Source organism: Saccharothrix xinjiangensis (genome assembly GCF_039527585.1).
Lineage (GTDB): Bacteria > Actinomycetota > Actinomycetes > Mycobacteriales > Pseudonocardiaceae > Actinosynnema > Actinosynnema xinjiangensis.
The window spans coordinates 66,293-81,213 of record NZ_BAAAKE010000006.1 but is presented as its reverse complement, the minus strand read 5'-3'; the positions used below and the strand labels follow the sequence as shown (position 1 = coordinate 81,213).

The window sequence follows — 14,921 nt, the reverse complement described above, 5'->3', positions numbered from 1 at the left end:
GTACTCCGGTGGAACTCGGCCCCGCCTTGTACGCGGGTGCGGGCCTGGTCACGCTGACCGCGGCGCTGCTGCCCCGGCTGCTGGCGAAGGCGCCGATCTCGATGCCGATGGTGTTCCTGGGCGCGGGCGCGCTGGCGTTCGGCGTGGCCGACCCGCTGCCGGACGTCGACCCGCTCCACCACGGACCGCTCGTGGTGCACCTGACCGAGCTGTGCGTGATCATCTCGCTGATGGGCGCGGGGCTGGCGCTCAACCGACCAGTCGGCCGCCGGCGGTGGGCCACGACGTGGCGGCTGCTGGGCGTGACGATGCCGCTGACCATGGTGGCGGTCGGGGTGCTCGGCTGGGGGCTGCTCGGGTTCGGCGCGGCGGCCGCGGTGCTGCTCGCGGCGGTGCTGGCGCCCACGGACCCGGTGCTGGCCGGCGAGGTCCAGGTAGCCGAGCCCGCCGAGAACCCGGAGTTCGACGAGGACGAGGCGCGGTTCGCGCTGACCTCCGAGGCGGGCCTGAACGACGGGCTGGCGTTCCCCTTCACCTACGCGGCCGTGGCGATCAGCGCGGTCGGCCTGGCGCCGGGCGGCTGGCTGCCCGAGTGGGTCCTGGTCGACGTGCTGTGGCGGCTGGCCGCGGGCGTCGGCATCGGGCTGCTGGTCGGGTGGCTGCTGGGCCGGTTGTTCTTCTCCGCGCCGTCGAAGAAGTTCAGACTGGCCGAGCACGCCGAGGGGTTCGTGGCGCTGGCGGCGACGTTCCTGGCTTACGGGGTCGCCGAACTGGTGGAGGGCTACGGCTTCATCGCGGTGTTCGTGTGCGCCTGCACGGTGCGGGCCGCCGAGCGCCGCCACGACTACCACCACGTGCTGCACCAGTACGTGGAGCAGATCGAGCGGCTGCTCACCGTGCTGATCATCATCCTGCTGGGCGGCGCGGCGGCGTCCGGGCTGCTCGCGGGCACGGGGTGGCGCGAGGTGCTGCTCGCGGCGCTGGTCCTGCTGGTGGTGCGCCCGGTGGCCGGCCTGGTGGGCCTGGCGGGCGGTCGCACCGGGCCGCGTGAGCGGATGGCGATCTCGTTCTTCGGCGTGCGCGGGGTGGGGTCGCTGTTCTACGTGGCCTACGCGCTGGAGGAGGGCCACTTCGCCGAGGAAGGCGCGATCTGGCGGGTGGTGGCGCTGGTGGTGATCGGCTCGATCGTGCTGCACGGCCTGTCGGCGACGCCGGTCATGCGAGTGCTGGATCGTCGGCGCGACCGCGAGGCGAGGCGGAACGGCCACCCGGACGAGGCGGCGGACACGCCGGTCTGACCCCCCGACCCGACCTGCCGACTCGATCTCCCGGCTCGACCTCCCGACCTGACGAAGCCGGTCCGGCGAGGCCGTGCCCGGCCGCGCGCCGGAGCAGGTGTGACGTCCCACCTCGCCCCGGCGCACCACCTCGGTCCCCGGACGGGCGTGGAACCTCCCCCGTTCCCCTTCAGGTCCCTCCCTGACCTGCACCGATCCTGATCCACGACAGCCCCTGGGACAACGCCGCCGGTCGGCCGCTCCAAGACCGCGAACCTTGCCGGTGGTCGGCAAACAAGGGCAGGTGGTAGCCAGGTTCGCCCGATGGTCGTAGCGCGGTTACTCCGGGTCGTTGCCGGATCCCGGCAAGCCGGTGGGCCGGCCCGCCGTCAGGCCCGCCACGTCCAACCCGGTTCCGCTTCGGCTCATGGCGCCCAGTTTCGCAATCCGCCGCGGATGATCCGCACGGTTCCTCCACAGCCCTGCCCCGGTCCGTCCACACCGGTCGTCCACCATCGTCCGCGTGGAGCACTGGTGGCGGGTGGCGTTGGTGGCGGCGGCGGTGGCGATGGGGGTGTTCGCGGCGGGAGTGGCGCCGACCGCGCTGTTCGGCGTGGCGCCGGTCCTGGCGTGGTGCGCCGACCCTCGGCGGTCCCGGCGGGTCGGGGCGCCGGTGGGCTCGGCGCTGCTGGTGCTGCTGGCGTGGTTCACGCTGCCGCACGGCCTGGGGTGGTCGGGGCGGTGGGTGCCGTCGGCGGCCGAGGTGTGCTGGCTGTACCCGCTGCTCGCGGCGGTGGTGTGCCTGGTGGGTTCGCGGGTGGGCGCGCGAGGGGGTGCGCGGGTGGACCGGTGGCGGCCGGGCTGCGTGCCGTTGGCCGCGGTGGTGTTCGTCGGGTTCGCGCTGGCCCTGGGTGACCTGGTGCTCTTGGACGAGTCACGGCCCGGCGACGAGGGCGTCCTGCCCGGTCCGGCCGGGGTGCGGGTCGTCGAGGTGGCCCCGGTGTGCGGTTCCGGTGGCTGCTCGCGGGTGGCGACCTTCGGAGGTGGGCGGGCGGCGGTGGAGGCGCACCTGCGCTCGCGGGGCTTCACCACGCCTTCGGCGTACGGCGGCGGCGACACGAGGTGGGTGTGCCGGGTGACCGGGGTGGTGGTGGAACGGCGGGCGTGCGCGGGGGTGCGGGAGGCGGGCGCGGTCCTGGTCACCTGGCGCGTCGACTGACGCCGACAACGCCCGTGGCCGCGACCCGCCGCCCCCGATCCCCCGGTGGGACCGAGCCCGGTTCACCTGGCGGCCAGCGCCTGGTCCAGGGTGGGGTGGACCACCAGCAGGTCGCCCAGGCCGGTGAGCTGCACCGAGCGCATGGCGGGCGTGGTGTCCGTGGCCACGATCCGCAGCCTGGTCTCCGGCACCGCCTGGTCGTGCGCGGCGATCAACGCCGCCAGGCCGGCCGAGGCCAGCAGGGCCACTCCTCGGAGGTCGACCACCACCACGGCCGGCGGCTCGCGCAGGACTTCGTCGAGCACGCGCCGCAGCTCCGGGGCGGTGATCGCGTCCACCTCCCCGGCTACCGACACCACCACCGCGTCGGGGCGGTAGTGGACGTCCACGGCGAACTGCTGCGGGTCCGAGGGCTCTGTCGAGGCGTGCACGTCGTGGTCGCCTTTCGTCCGGTTCTCACCGCCCGAGCGCGGCCAGGTGAGTCGCTCCGGGCCACGCCCCATCGTCACCCACCCGGAGGAGTACCGCCATTCAGCGGCTCGTCCCGCTGCCGACCGGGCGGACCACGCGGACCACGTGCCGGGCGTGCCGGTGGATCTCCCTGAGTTCAGGGATCTCCGGTCCGGTCGCTTTCGCGAGGCTCTTGGACAACGCCCGGAACGCGGGCCGACGAGGGGAACAACGATGAAGGTCGAGAACCTGGCGGCCGGCGCCGCCATCGCGGCGGCGGCCGGTCTCACCGGGGTGCTGGGCGCCGGCCCGGCGACGGCGGCGCCCGCCCCGTCCGCGGTCTCGGCCCAGCGCGCGGCGGCGGCGTGGCACCAGGTGGAGATGTGGTACGACATGGGCAACTGCATCTGGGCAGGGTCGTACAAGTCGTACCCCACCCCACCACCTGCGCCTACGGGCAGCTGGGCGGCACCGGTCCCTACGGCTACGTGCCGGATCACCACCAGCTCGGTCCTGGTCAGCGAGTCCCAGCCCGTGGTGGCGGGGCGACGGCGGTCGCGAGGCCCCCGGCGCATCCCGTGCCCGCGCATCACGGCGCCGATCCGCCGGGTCTCCTCCACCGCGCCGCGCTCGTCGAGGGCGTCGAGCGCCTGGCGGAACAGCGGGCGCGCCCGCCCCACCTCACCGGCGGCGGCGAGCGCGGCGCCGGTGGCGGAGGCGGTGCCGGACCGCGGCCTCGGTCCCCTCGGTGACCCGGTGCGCCAGGTCGGTGTCGCGCACCGCCGGCGCCAACCGGACGAGGTCCGGCGGCGCGGTCCAGTTGGTGTGCAGGAAGCGCAGTTCGGGCAGCAGGTCCCAGGCGCGGGCCGCGGCCGCGGCGGCCTCGGCGGGCCGGCCGCGGGCCTCCAGCAGCAGCGCCTCCACCCACAGCACCCAGTCGGCGCCCTTCACCGCGCCGCAGGCCCGCAGTTCGGCTCGGGCCTGGTCGACCAGTTCGGCGGTGGTGGGTGGCCCGCGCGTCGGCGAGCCGGTCCGCGTCGACCTGGGCGACGCCGAGGCACAGGTCGGCGATGAGGAAGCCGTCGAACGACGTGGTGGTCGGTGAGGCCATCGCCGTGCTCTCCAGGCCCAGTGCCAGGGCCCGGTCGACCGCGCCGGCGGCGCTGGCGCCCAGGGTGAGCGTCATCAGCGCGGTCGCCTCGGCCACCGCCTTCCCGGACCGCCGCGCGGCGTCGAGCGACCTGCGCGCCTGGGCCACGGCGTCGGCGACCCGCCGGCGGCACGTCCTCGTACAGGGCCTGGCGGAGCATCTCGTGCCGGAACGCCAGGCGCTCGCCGGAACCGTCCACCACGCCGGTGGCCAGCGCGGGGCGCAGGTCGGCGAGCAGGTCCACCGCCTGCCTGCCGCTGACCGCCGCCAGTTCGGCCGCCAGGCACGAGGTGCCCAGCACGGCCATGAGCCGCAGCAGGTCGAGGGTGGTCTCCGGCAGGAAGCTGTACCGCAGCAGCAGCGTCTGCCGCAGGTCGGGCGGCACCACGGCGGCGGAGGTGTCCACCTCGTTCCCGGTGCGCCGCAGCACCTGCCGCTGGTCGAGCGTCCTGAACTGCTCCAGCAGGAACAGCGGGTTGCCGCCGGCGGCCTCGGCCGGGCGCCGCAGCCCCGCGCCGGGCGCCGCGCCCAGTGCCCGCTCCAGCAGTTCGGCCGCCGCGTCGGGCGACAGGCCGGCCAGCCTCAGCACCCTCCCGTCGGACGCGATCAACCGGTCCAGGAGCCGGTCGACCTTCCTTGCGGCGCGGCGCCGGGCGCAGCGTGCCGACGACCAGCAGCGGCCGGTCGGCCAGGTGCCGCGCCAGGGCGCCGATCGCGGTCAGGGTCGAGGTGTCGGCCCAGTGCAGGTCCTCCAGCGCGAGGGCCACGGGCGCGCGGGCGGTGCGCTCCTCGAACCACTCGACGATCGCCTCGATCACCGTGAACGACTCGTCGCCCGGCCCCGGCCGGCCCGCGGTGGCGCGCGCCGCCACGTCCAACGCGGTGTGGAAGAGGTCGCCGTGCCGGTCGCCCGGCAGCAGGTCGGTGAACACGCTGAACAGGCGCCGGGCGTCGAGTTCGTGCGCCGCGCCGGTGAACAGCTCGAACCCGCGTTCCCGCGCGCCGGACCCGATCTCGCGGAGCAACCGGCTTCCCTATCCCCGGTTCACCCTCGCCGAGCAACGCCGTCGCCCGGCCGGACAGGGCGAGGGTGAGGGCCGCTCCCGCGTGCCCGAGTTCCGCCGCGCGGCCCATCAAGGGAAGCACCATCCCCACACGCCCCTCCCGCGGCCGCGGTGCGACGCCCCCACGTCGGCATCACCACGGCCGGAACGTCGAGCGTAACAACGGGTTCCGGGGTGTCGTGGGGTGATGGCCCGGATACGTTCGGGGACGGAGTCCCGTGCCGGCCGGGGCGCCCCGGCTCCGGCCAGCGGTTCCGCGTGGTGATGATCTAGCATCCGCTGGGTGGACCGGACGAGGTTGGGCGCGTGGGCCGTGGTCGTGCTGGCGGTGGCGCAGGCGGTCGCCTCGCTGGTGTCGGTGCGCCCGGACGAGCTGAGCGTCGTCGGCGCCCTGCTCAACGCGGCGGCGGGCGTGTCCGCGGGGTGGCTGCTGCTGCGCCCCGGGCGCAGCCGGTGGCCGCTGACCGCGTGGGCGGCCGGGTTCTTCGGCTGGCACGCGCTGGGCCTGGTCACCCTGGCCGGCGTGGTCACGACCGAGTTGGACGCGGTGTTCGCGGGGTCGTGGCCGAGGGAACCCGCTACCGCGTACCAGGCGGTGCTCGCCACCCTGGCGGGTTTCGCCGTCCACCTGCTCCTGCCCCGGCCCGCGAGGGGTTGACCCCGCGTCCGGGCCGGGTCGGCGGCGCCGGGCAGCACTCACCCGGGTAGCACTCACTTGGGCAGCACTCATCGAGGAGGCAATCCAGTGGCACAGACGGTCCGCGGCGTGGTGTCGCGCAGCAAGGGCGCGCCGGTCGAGTTGGTCGACGTCGTGGTGCCCGACCCCGGTCCCGGTGAGGCGGTGGTGCGGGTGCAGGCGTGCGGGGTGTGCCACACCGACCTGCACTACCGGGAGGGCGGGATCAACGACGAGTACCCGTTCCTGCTCGGCCACGAGGCCGCCGGGGTCGTGGAGTCCGTGGGCGAGGGCGTCACCGACGTCGCGCCGGGCGACTTCGTGGTCCTGAACTGGCGGGCGGTGTGCGGCGCGTGCCGGGCGTGCCTGAAGGGCAAGCCCTGGTACTGCTTCAACACCCACAACGCCGCCCAGCCCATGACCCTGGCCGACGGCACCCCGCTCTCCGCCGCGCTGGGCATCGGCGCGTTCGCGGAGAAGACCCTGGTCCACGCCGGCCAGTGCACGAAGGTCGACCCCCGGGTGTCACCGGAGGTGGCCGGCCTGCTGGGCTGCGGCGTCATGGCCGGGCTGGGCGCGGCGGTCAACACCGGCAACGTCGGGCGCGGCGACTCGGTGGCCGTGATCGGCTGCGGCGGCGTCGGCGCGGCGGCGGTGGCCGGGGCGAACCTGGCCGGGGCCACCACGGTCATCGGCATCGACCTGGACCCGCGCAAGCTGGAGTGGGCGCGCGGGCTGGGCGCCACGCACACCGTCAACGCCTCCGACGAGGACGTGGTCGAACGGGTGCGGGAGCTGACCGGCGGGCACGGCGCGGACGTCGTCATCGACGCCGTCGGCCGACCGGAGACCTGGGAGCAGGCGTTCCACGCCCGCGACCTGGCCGGCACCGTGGTGCTGGTCGGCGTGCCCACCCCGGACATGCGCATCGACATGCCCCTGATCGACTTCTTCTCCCGCGGCGGCGCGCTGAAGTCCTCCTGGTACGGCGACTGCCTGCCCTCCCGCGACTTCCCCTACCTGATCGACCTCCACCTGCAGGGCCGGCTGGACCTGGGGGCGTTCGTCACCGAGACCATCGCCCTGGACCAGGTCGAGGAGGCGTTCGCCAAGATGCACCACGGCGACGTGCTGCGCTCGGTGGTGGTGTTCTGATGACCGTTCGCGTCGACCGCGGCGTCACCCGCGGCACGTTCACCCTGGACGGCGAGACCTTCGACGTGGACAACAACGTCTGGGTGATCGGCGACGACGACGAGTGCGTGGTCATCGACGCGCCCCACGACGTGGAGAAGATCCTGGACGTGGTGGGCGGGCGGACCGTGCGCGCGATCCTGGCCACCCACGCCCACGACGACCACGTCCGCGTCGCGCCCGCCCTGGCCGAGGCGACCGGCGCGCCCGTGCTGCTGCACCCCGACGACCTGGTGGTGTGGCGGTTGACCCACCAGGAGGCCGAGCCCGACGGCGAACTGGCCGACGGGCAGGTCATCGACATCGCGGGCACCGGCCTGCGGGTGCTGCACACCCCGGGCCACTCACCCGGCGCGTGCTGCTTCCACGTGCCCGAGCTGGGCGCGGTGTTCACCGGGGACACCCTGTTCCGGGGCGGGCCCGGCGCCACCGGCCGGTCCTTCTCGGACTTCGACACCATCATCGGCTCGATCTCCCAGCGCCTGCTGACGCTGCCCGCCGACACGGTGGTGCACACCGGGCACGGCGACGACACCACCGTGGGCGCGGAGGCGCCGCACCGATCGGACTGGATCACCCGGGGCCGGTGACCGGGGCGCGGGTTTGGCTGTCACCTGAAGCGGTGAACCGGTGGGCGTGATCACCGCGAGGGGCACGGACGTGCCGGACAGCCGACAGCCGCACCGGGTCCGCCGGGACGGTGGTGTCCGCAGCCTGGAGCCCTCCCCGGGAGCCGGGGAGGACGGGCCGGTGGTCGTCCTGGTGCCGGGGCTCGGCGCGCTGGGCTACCTGCTGGACGCGCTGGCGGGCTGCGGCGGGTGGGCGCGGTCGTTCCTGCTGGACGTGCCGGGGTTCGGGCACCACCGGCCCCGGCCGTGCGCGGCGGAGGTGCCGGCGGTGGCCGAGGCGGTGGCGAGGTGGCTGGACCTGGTGGTCGGCGACACCCCGGTGGTGCTGGTCGGCCACTCGACCGGGGCGCAGGCCGCGCTGCACGTCGCCGCCGACCACCCCGACCGGGTGGGCGCGCTGGTGCTGATGGGTCCGACGTTCCCGCCCGAGCAGCGGCGGTTGCCGGGCCTGCTCCGGGGTTGCGCGCGCAACTCCCGGCGCGAGCCGCCCGGGTTGCTGCCGGTGACCGTGCCGTATTACGTGCGCGGCGGGCCCCGCGACCTGGCCCGGTTCGTCCGCTCCGCCCAGCGCGACCGGCCCGAGCAGGTGATCACCGGGGTGCGCTGCCCGACGCTGCTGGTGCGGGGCGAGCACGACGCGTTCTCGCCGAGGGGCTGGGTGGAGCGGCTGGCCGCGGCCGCGCCCGACGGGTGGTCGGAGACGACGTCGGGCGCCCACACGTTCCCCTACCAGCACGGCGGGGCCACCTCGGCGCTGATCGCGCGGGCGGCCCGGCGGGCGGGTCTGCTCGGTGACGGTTGAAACCGGCCGCGGTGGCTATCCGTGACCATGGACGCGGAGCCGACCTCAGCGGACCCCCGGGCCGCGGGGCCCGGGGCGGTGGACCTCACGACGGCGGATCGCGGGGTCGTGGACCCCGCGGCGTGGCACGGCGTGCTGCGGCGGGTGATCGACGGCTCCCACCTGGCCACCGCCGACGACCTGACGCCCCTGCTCGACAAGGCCACCGCGCCCCTGGGGGTGTCGGTCCGGCTGTACGTGGTGGACCTGGCCCAGCGCCTGCTGCACCCCGTGGCGGGCGGCCCGGAGCTGCCGGTCGACTCGTCCGAGGCCGGCCGGGCCTACCGGGACCTCGAGATCATCGGCGCGCCGTCGCCGTCGCCGTCGCCGTCCCGGCTGTGGCTGCCGCTGCTCAACGGCACCGAGCGGCTGGGCGTGGTGCGGGTGGACCTGCCCGAAGGCGCCGACCCGGCCGACACCGAGCTGCGCGCGCACTGCTGGACGCTGGCGGGCCTGGCCGGTCACCTGGTGCAGAGCAAGCAGCACTACAGCGACCTGTTCCACGTCCTGCGCCGCACCAAGCAGCTGACCGTGGCCTCGGAACTGCTGTGGCAGATGCTGCCGCCGCAGACGTTCGCCTCCGAGCGGGTCGTGGTGACCGCGGCCATGGAGCCCTACGACGAGGTCGGCGGTGACGGCTACGACTACGCGGTGAGCGCCGACCGTGCGTACGTGGCGCTCATCGACGCCATGGGCCACGACATGAGCGCGGGCCTGACCACGACCGTGGCCCTGGCCGCCACCCGCAACGCCCGCCGCGGCGGGCTGGGCCTGGTCGAGGCCGCCGAGCTGGCCGACCGGAGCATCACGAGCCAGAACTCGATCGGCAGGCTGAGCTTCGCCACCGCCCTGCTCGCCGGGCTGGACCTGCACACGGGCGTGTTGGAGTACCTCAACGCGGGCCACCCGCCGCCGGTGCTGTTCCGCGACGGGCGCGCGGTGGGCCAGTTGGAGGGCGCGTTGCGCACCCCGCTGGGCCTGGGGCACCTGGAGCAGGCCCCGGTGCGGCCGGCGACGGCGCGGTTGCGGCCGGGTGACCGGGTGCTGCTCCTCACCGACGGCATCGTCGAGGCCCGCAGCCCGTCGGGCGAGCTGTTCGGGCTGGACCGCCTGGTCGGGCTGGTCGAGGAGCACGAGGCGGCCGGGATGCCCGCGCCGGAGACGCTGCGGCGCGTCACCCGAGCGGTGCTGGAGCACCAGCGGGGCCGGTTGCAGGACGACGCCACCCTGCTGCTGCTGGAGTGGAGCCCGGACCGCGCGCACGTGCTGCTGCCTTCATCAGTGTGACCTGCGTGGTTGCCGCGCCGGTGGCCGGGTATCCGACCGGGGCGCCACGCGGTCGGCGCGGCTGATCCGGCGTCGGAGGTGTTGGTCATGGCTCATCCGTCCCTCCCCCAACCAGGTTCGATCGTCACCTACCTCAACCCGGACGTGCTGGCCCCCGAGACGTTCCTGACCGGGGTGGTCCTCGGGGCCCACGTGGTGGACCCCGAGACCGACCGGTCGTGGTTGTCGTTGCTGCTGCCCGACCGCTCCACGTTCGTGCTCGACGCGGCGAACATCGTCGAGGTCCAGCCGTCGGGCAGCGCCGAGCCCTGAGGGCGCGGTCCTACAGCGGCGAGCAGTCGGGCTTGTCGGTCCAGCCCGCCGCGCACCGGTAGAGCGTGAAGGCGGCGCGGTAGCCGTAGCGCGCGCCCAGGGTGGTGTAGCCGGTGACGCCGACCCGGCCGGCGACGTAGTGCTCGGTCGCGGTGCCGGTGGCGGTCGCGGTGTACGGGGGCTTCGGGGCGCCGCTGGTCGACGTCGGGGTCGTGGTGGGCGAGCCGGCGTCCAGGCCCCAGAAGCGGCCCATGTGGTAGGCGGAGCAGATGTTCACGTCCAGGACGTAGGCCCCCGCCGCGCCGCACTGGGCGGCGCCGGCGCCGGGGTCGACCGGGTGGCCGTGGCCCATGCCGGTGATCCGGTACAGCTCCACCACGCCGCCGTACGCGCGGCGCGGGTAGCCGGCGACGGTGTCGCTGACGTCGGGCACCTGGTCGGTGCCGTTGACGTCGGTCCACTGCTCGACCAGCTCGTCGGCGTTGGCGGGTGCGACGGTGGTGTCGGCGGTGCCGTGCCAGATGGACACCTTCGGGCGCGGTCCGCCGGTGTGGGCGGCGCGGACCTTGTCGCCCCACTGGGCCGGGGTGAGGTCCACCCCGGGGTTCATGCAGCCGTAGGCCTGGACGACCGAGGTCGCGCAGCCGTGGGGCAGACCGGCGACCACGCCGCCGCCGGAGAAGACGTCGGGGTAGGTGGCGAGCATGACCGAGGTCATCGCGCCGCCCGCGGACAGGCCGCTGACGTAGGCGGTGGTGGCGCCGACGTCCTGCCGGGTGCGGTCGACCATCTGCTTGACCGACAGCGGTTCGCCCGCGCCGCGCCTGGTGTCGCCGGGTTCGAACCAGTTGAAGCAGGAGTTGAGGTTGTTGGCCGCGCGCTGCTGCGGGAAGACCACGGAGAAGCGCCACTGGTCGGCCAGCTTCGCCCAGCCGGTGCCGGTGGCGTAGGCGGTGGCGTTCTGGGTGCAGCCGTGCAGCGCCACGACCACGGGGCGGCCGGCGGGCAGGTCGTCCGGCACGTAGCGGAACATCTGGAGGTTGCCGGGGTTGGTGCCGAAACCGGTCACCTCCTGGAGCGAGGCCGCGCGGGCGGGACCTGCCGTGGACAACCCCACGACGGCGAGCGCGGCGGCCAGCGCGGCGGCGAGGACCGCGGTGGCGGGGCGACGAGCGGGCATGACGCGACCTCCCCGTTGAGGTGAGTGACGGCCGTCACTCGCGTTGCGGTGAATGGTAGGGACCGCCGGAGCCGGTGCGCCGTGGTGCGCGCCACCACTGCCGGCGGCGGCCGGGTATCGGCGCGCCACACTCCACTCAGGACACCGGGTGGGTGAGGGAGTCGGGGCACCGGACGGGTGAGGTTCACGACATCGGGCGGGCGGGGGTTCAGGACACCGGGCGGTCGAGGGCGGTTCGGGCGGCGGCGGCCCAGTGCGGCGCGCCGGCGCGTTCTGCCACGGCCAGCGCGTGGCGGTAGTGGTCGGCGGCCAGGCGGTGGCGGCCGAGGGCGCGGGCCAGGTCGCCGAGGTGGTGGGCCACGGGCCGCAGGGTGAGCATCCCGCTGCCCGCGCCCGCCAACTCGTCGGCGGCCGGTTCGAGGTCCGCGTGCAGGCGCTCGGCGGCCGGCAGGTCGGCGCGGCGGACGGCGATGGTGGCGTGCAGGCAGGTGCGGGCTTCGTAGAGCAGGTCGCGGGGCGAGTCCGGGACGTCGGCGCCTGGTTCGAACAGGGGGCGGCACCAGGGTTCATAGGCCCCGAAGCCCGTGTCGGGGTCGGGGTCGGGGCGTTCGCCGCGCTGGAGGCGGTGGCACAGCAGGGCGAACGGCAGGATGCCTTCGTCCACACCGGACATGCCGGTGCCCGCCAGGCGGGCGGCGGCGGCCCGGTAGGCGGCTTCGGCGCCCTGCCCGGTGACACCGGTCCGCAACGCCCGGTACCAGCGGGTGAACACGCCGACCAGGGGCAGCCGGTGGTCCTCGCCCAGCCGGTCGGCCGCCGCGGCGTGGTGGTCGGCGGTGGCGAAGTCGGCCAGCGCCGAGTGCGCCTGGAGCAGGACGAGGTGTCCGAGCACCTCGAAGGTGACCAGGTCGTGGCGGCGGGCCAGGTCGACCAGTTCGGCGCCGGTGCGGGCGCGGTCGGGGGCGAGGCCGGCGCGGTGGAACGACTGCATGAAGCGGGCGTTGAGGGCGAAGGCCAGCACCGCCGGGTCGGCCGACTCGCGGGCCAGCGCCTCGGCCTCGCGGGCGGCGGCGCGGGCGCGGTCGCCGCCGGTGGCGCGCAGTTCCAGGGCGAGGGTGGCCAGCAGTCGGCTGCGGGTGGCGGTCCGGTCGGGCGGGAGGGCGGCCAGGGTGCGTTCGGTGATCTCGGCGATCCGGTGGGCCAGGGTCGGGTCGTCGTGGTCGGTCCAGACGGCGGGCACGTCGAAGGCGGCGATCACGCGGGCGGTCAGCTCGGGGTCGCCCAGGCCGTCCGCGAGGGCGAGCGCCTCGGCGCGGTGACGGCGGGCCCGGTCGAGGTCCCCGGTGACGGCCTGGGTGCGGACCATGCCCATGACCAGTTCCAGCCGGGTCGCCGGGTCGCCCGCACGGCGGTCGGCGGCGGATGGGTGGTCGGCGGTGGACGGGTGGTCGCCCGCGCGGTGGTCGACGGCGGGCGGGCGGTCGACGGTGAGTGGGTGGTCGCCCGCGCGGTGATCGCCGGCGGGCGGGTGGTGGTGGTCGGCGGCGGGCGGGTGGTCGTGGGCGGCTGCCCGGTCGTGGGCGGCGAGCGCGGCCCGCCACAGCCGGGCCGCCTCGTGCGGGGCGCGGTGGCGTTCGGCCCGTTCGGCCGCGGCGCGGGCGTAGTGGGCGGCGCGGGCGTCCGTCCCCGGGCTCTCGGCCAGCAGGAAGTGGTGGGCCAGCGCGTCCACCGCGTCCGGGCGGAGCCGTTCCAGCACTTCGCCGGTGTCGGCGTGCCAACGGGCCCGGCGCGAACCGGACACGTCCTGGTAGAGGGTGTCGCGCACGAGCGCGTGGGCGAACCTGAACCGCCCCGGGCCGCGTTCGACGAGGAACCCGCGCCGGGTCGCGGTCTCCGCCGCGTCGAGCACGCCGGGGCCTGCCAGGGCGGCCAGCAGCTCCAGGTCGAGGTCGGCGCCGACCACGGCGGCCCGCCGCAGCACCTCGCGGACCGGCTCGGGCAGGCTCGCCAGGCGGTGGCGGACCACGTCGCGCACGCCCGGCGGAACCGACTCGGCCCAGGACGGGCCCTCGGCCGCGGCCAGCCGGGCCAGCTCGCGGACGAAGAACGGGTTGCCGCCGCTGCGCCGGTGGATCGCGGTCGCGGTGGCGGCGTCGACGTCCCGACCGGTCGTGGCGCGCACCAGGTCCGGCACCGCGGCCACCGGCAGGCCGCCGAGGTAGACGCGGGTCGGTTCGGCGCGGGCCACGCGGCCGAGCAGGTCGGACAGGGCGGCGGGGACGTCGGTGGTGCGGTAGGTCGCGATCGCCAGGACGGGGTGGGCATCCGAGTCGGTGACCACCGAGGCGAGCAGGGCCAGGGTCTCCTCCCCCGCCCAGTGCAGGTCGTCGAGCACCAGCAGCAGCGGGGCGCGGCGGGCGACCCCGGCCAGGTGGGCTCCGACCGCGCGGTGCCGGTGGAAGCGCGCGACCAGCGGGTCGCCACCACCGGCTTCCCCACCACCGGTTTCCCCGTCGCCTGCCGGGAAGCCGTGGCCCGCAGCGGCGAGGGTGTCCAGGACCTGGCTCCACGGCCACGCCGCCGGCAACCCCTCCGCGTCCGGGTTGGCGCCCCACGCCGTGGTCCACCCGCGGGCCGCCAGGCGCGCGGCGAACGCCTCGGCCAAGGCGGTCTTGCCCGCGCCGGCATCACCGGAGACCAGCACCAGCACGGGCCGCCGCCGCTCGACAGCCCGCTCGGCCGCACCACCCAACCCGGCCAGCTCGTCATCGCGGCCGACCAACCCCGGCACGTCCCCGCGCCCCGCCGACCGCGCCACACCCCCGTCCCGACCGGCAGGGGCCTCCTCCCCGACCTCGACGAGGTGAGGCGCGTGGGCCAGGATGTCGGCCTCCAACCGCCGCAGGTCAGGGCCGGGGTCCACCCCCAGCGCCTCGGCCAGCCCCTCCCGCGCCCGGCGCAGCGCACCCAGCGCGTCACCCTGCCGCCCCGCCCGGTACAGCGCCAGCGCCAGCAGCCGCCAGGCGTCCTCCCGCCAGGGGTGCCCCTCGACGTGCGCCTCCAGGTCCGGCACCGCCACCGCGGCCCGCCCCAGCTCCAGCAGCGCGCCCGCCCGCCGCTCCAGCGCCAGCAGCCGCAACTCGTCCAGCCTGGCGACCTCGCCCCGCGCCCACGCCAGGTCCGCGAACTCGGCGTACGCGGGTCCGCGCCACCACCCCAGCGCCTCCTCCACCCGCGCCAGCGCCGCACCCGCCGACAACCCACCCACTTCCGCCACGGCCGCCTCGAACCGCCACGCGTCCACCGCGCCCGCCTCCGCGCGCAGGGCGTACCCGGGCGGCGCGGTCACCAGCAGCCGGGCCGGCGCGCGTGGCGGCCGGTCGGGTTCCAGGGCACGCCGCAGCGCCGCCACGAACGTCCGGACCGCGCCCACCGCACCGCCGGGCGGTTCCTCCCACAGGTCGTCGACCAGGGTTTCCACCGGCACGACCCGACCGCGCGCGAGCAGCAGCCGCGCCAGCACCGCCCGGTGCCGCGACCCGCCCACCCCCACCGGGCCCCGGTCGTCCTCGACCACCAGCGGACCCAGCACGCCGAACCGCACCGACACCGACCTCCCCTTGAGCCGCGCACTCTAACCCG

13 protein-coding genes and 1 pseudogene are annotated in these 14,921 nt (G+C 75.8%); 8 read left to right on the top strand and 6 right to left on the bottom strand.

Translation table 11 applies throughout. The features are described from left to right. Positions 1-8: 8 nt before the first annotated feature. Positions 9-1,298 carry a cation:proton antiporter gene (locus tag ABD223_RS15815; RefSeq protein WP_344036980.1) on the top strand — a complete coding sequence of 430 codons (1,290 nt, stop codon included), beginning with the start codon at positions 9-11 and terminating at the stop codon, positions 1,296-1,298. 502 nt (positions 1,299-1,800) lie between these two features. Next, complete coding sequence (locus tag ABD223_RS15810; RefSeq protein WP_344036979.1) at positions 1,801-2,496, top strand: hypothetical protein; 696 nt, start codon at positions 1,801-1,803, stop codon at positions 2,494-2,496. A gap of 62 nt (positions 2,497-2,558) precedes the next feature. On the opposite strand, the gene ABD223_RS15805 is transcribed toward ABD223_RS15810, so the two are convergent. From ABD223_RS15805 to ABD223_RS43530, 4 genes and pseudogenes are all read right to left on the bottom strand, one after another. Continuing rightward, positions 2,559-2,927, bottom strand: a complete 369-nt coding sequence (locus ABD223_RS15805; RefSeq protein ID WP_344036978.1) for an STAS domain-containing protein — start codon at positions 2,925-2,927, stop codon at positions 2,559-2,561. Between the two features lie 700 nt (positions 2,928-3,627). Next, positions 3,628-3,897: a hypothetical protein gene (locus ABD223_RS15800; protein WP_344036977.1), complete on the bottom strand. Its 270-nt coding sequence runs from the start codon at positions 3,895-3,897 to the stop codon at positions 3,628-3,630. Beyond that, positions 3,894-4,706 (bottom strand): hypothetical protein, encoded by an 813-nt coding sequence (locus ABD223_RS15795; RefSeq protein WP_344036976.1) that lies wholly within the window; start codon positions 4,704-4,706, stop codon positions 3,894-3,896. The genes ABD223_RS15800 and ABD223_RS15795 overlap by 4 nt, the downstream gene beginning before the upstream one ends. Before the next feature lie 67 nt (positions 4,707-4,773). Beyond that, positions 4,774-5,121 (bottom strand): annotated as a pseudogene (locus ABD223_RS43530) (hypothetical protein); the annotation flags it as partial. A gap of 322 nt (positions 5,122-5,443) precedes the next feature. Here ABD223_RS43530 and ABD223_RS15790 point away from each other — a divergent pair. From ABD223_RS15790 to ABD223_RS15765, 6 genes are all read left to right on the top strand, one after another. Next, positions 5,444-5,818, top strand: a complete 375-nt coding sequence (locus ABD223_RS15790) for a hypothetical protein (protein ID WP_344036975.1) — start codon at positions 5,444-5,446, stop codon at positions 5,816-5,818. An 87-nt stretch (positions 5,819-5,905) separates the two neighbouring features. After that, on the top strand, positions 5,906-6,991 hold the full coding sequence (locus ABD223_RS15785; protein ID WP_344036974.1) for an S-(hydroxymethyl)mycothiol dehydrogenase: 1,086 nt from the start codon (positions 5,906-5,908) through the stop codon (positions 6,989-6,991). After that, positions 6,991-7,620 (top strand): MBL fold metallo-hydrolase, encoded by a 630-nt coding sequence (locus ABD223_RS15780; protein ID WP_344036973.1) that lies wholly within the window; start codon positions 6,991-6,993, stop codon positions 7,618-7,620. The genes ABD223_RS15785 and ABD223_RS15780 overlap by 1 nt, the downstream gene beginning before the upstream one ends. Before the next feature lie 40 nt (positions 7,621-7,660). Beyond that, positions 7,661-8,461: an alpha/beta fold hydrolase gene (locus ABD223_RS15775; RefSeq protein WP_344036972.1), complete on the top strand. Its 801-nt coding sequence runs from the start codon at positions 7,661-7,663 to the stop codon at positions 8,459-8,461. Between the two features lie 27 nt (positions 8,462-8,488). Then, positions 8,489-9,787 carry a PP2C family protein-serine/threonine phosphatase gene (locus ABD223_RS15770; RefSeq protein WP_344037270.1) on the top strand — a complete coding sequence of 433 codons (1,299 nt, stop codon included), beginning with the start codon at positions 8,489-8,491 and terminating at the stop codon, positions 9,785-9,787. Between the two features lie 87 nt (positions 9,788-9,874). Then, the gene (locus ABD223_RS15765) at positions 9,875-10,099 is read left to right on the top strand and encodes a hypothetical protein (RefSeq protein ID WP_344036971.1); all 225 of its coding nucleotides are present in this window, start codon (positions 9,875-9,877) and stop codon (positions 10,097-10,099) included. Positions 10,100-10,109: 10 nt separating this feature from the next. Here the strand turns inward: ABD223_RS15765 and ABD223_RS15760 are convergent, their stop codons facing one another. Together ABD223_RS15760 and ABD223_RS15755 are read right to left on the bottom strand one after the other, a co-directional pair. Further along, positions 10,110-11,279, bottom strand: a complete 1,170-nt coding sequence (locus ABD223_RS15760) for an extracellular catalytic domain type 1 short-chain-length polyhydroxyalkanoate depolymerase (RefSeq protein ID WP_344036970.1) — start codon at positions 11,277-11,279, stop codon at positions 10,110-10,112. Positions 11,280-11,487: 208 nt separating this feature from the next. Then, positions 11,488-14,883: an ATP-binding protein gene (locus ABD223_RS15755; protein ID WP_344037269.1), complete on the bottom strand. Its 3,396-nt coding sequence runs from the start codon at positions 14,881-14,883 to the stop codon at positions 11,488-11,490. Positions 14,884-14,921: the final 38 nt, after the last annotated feature.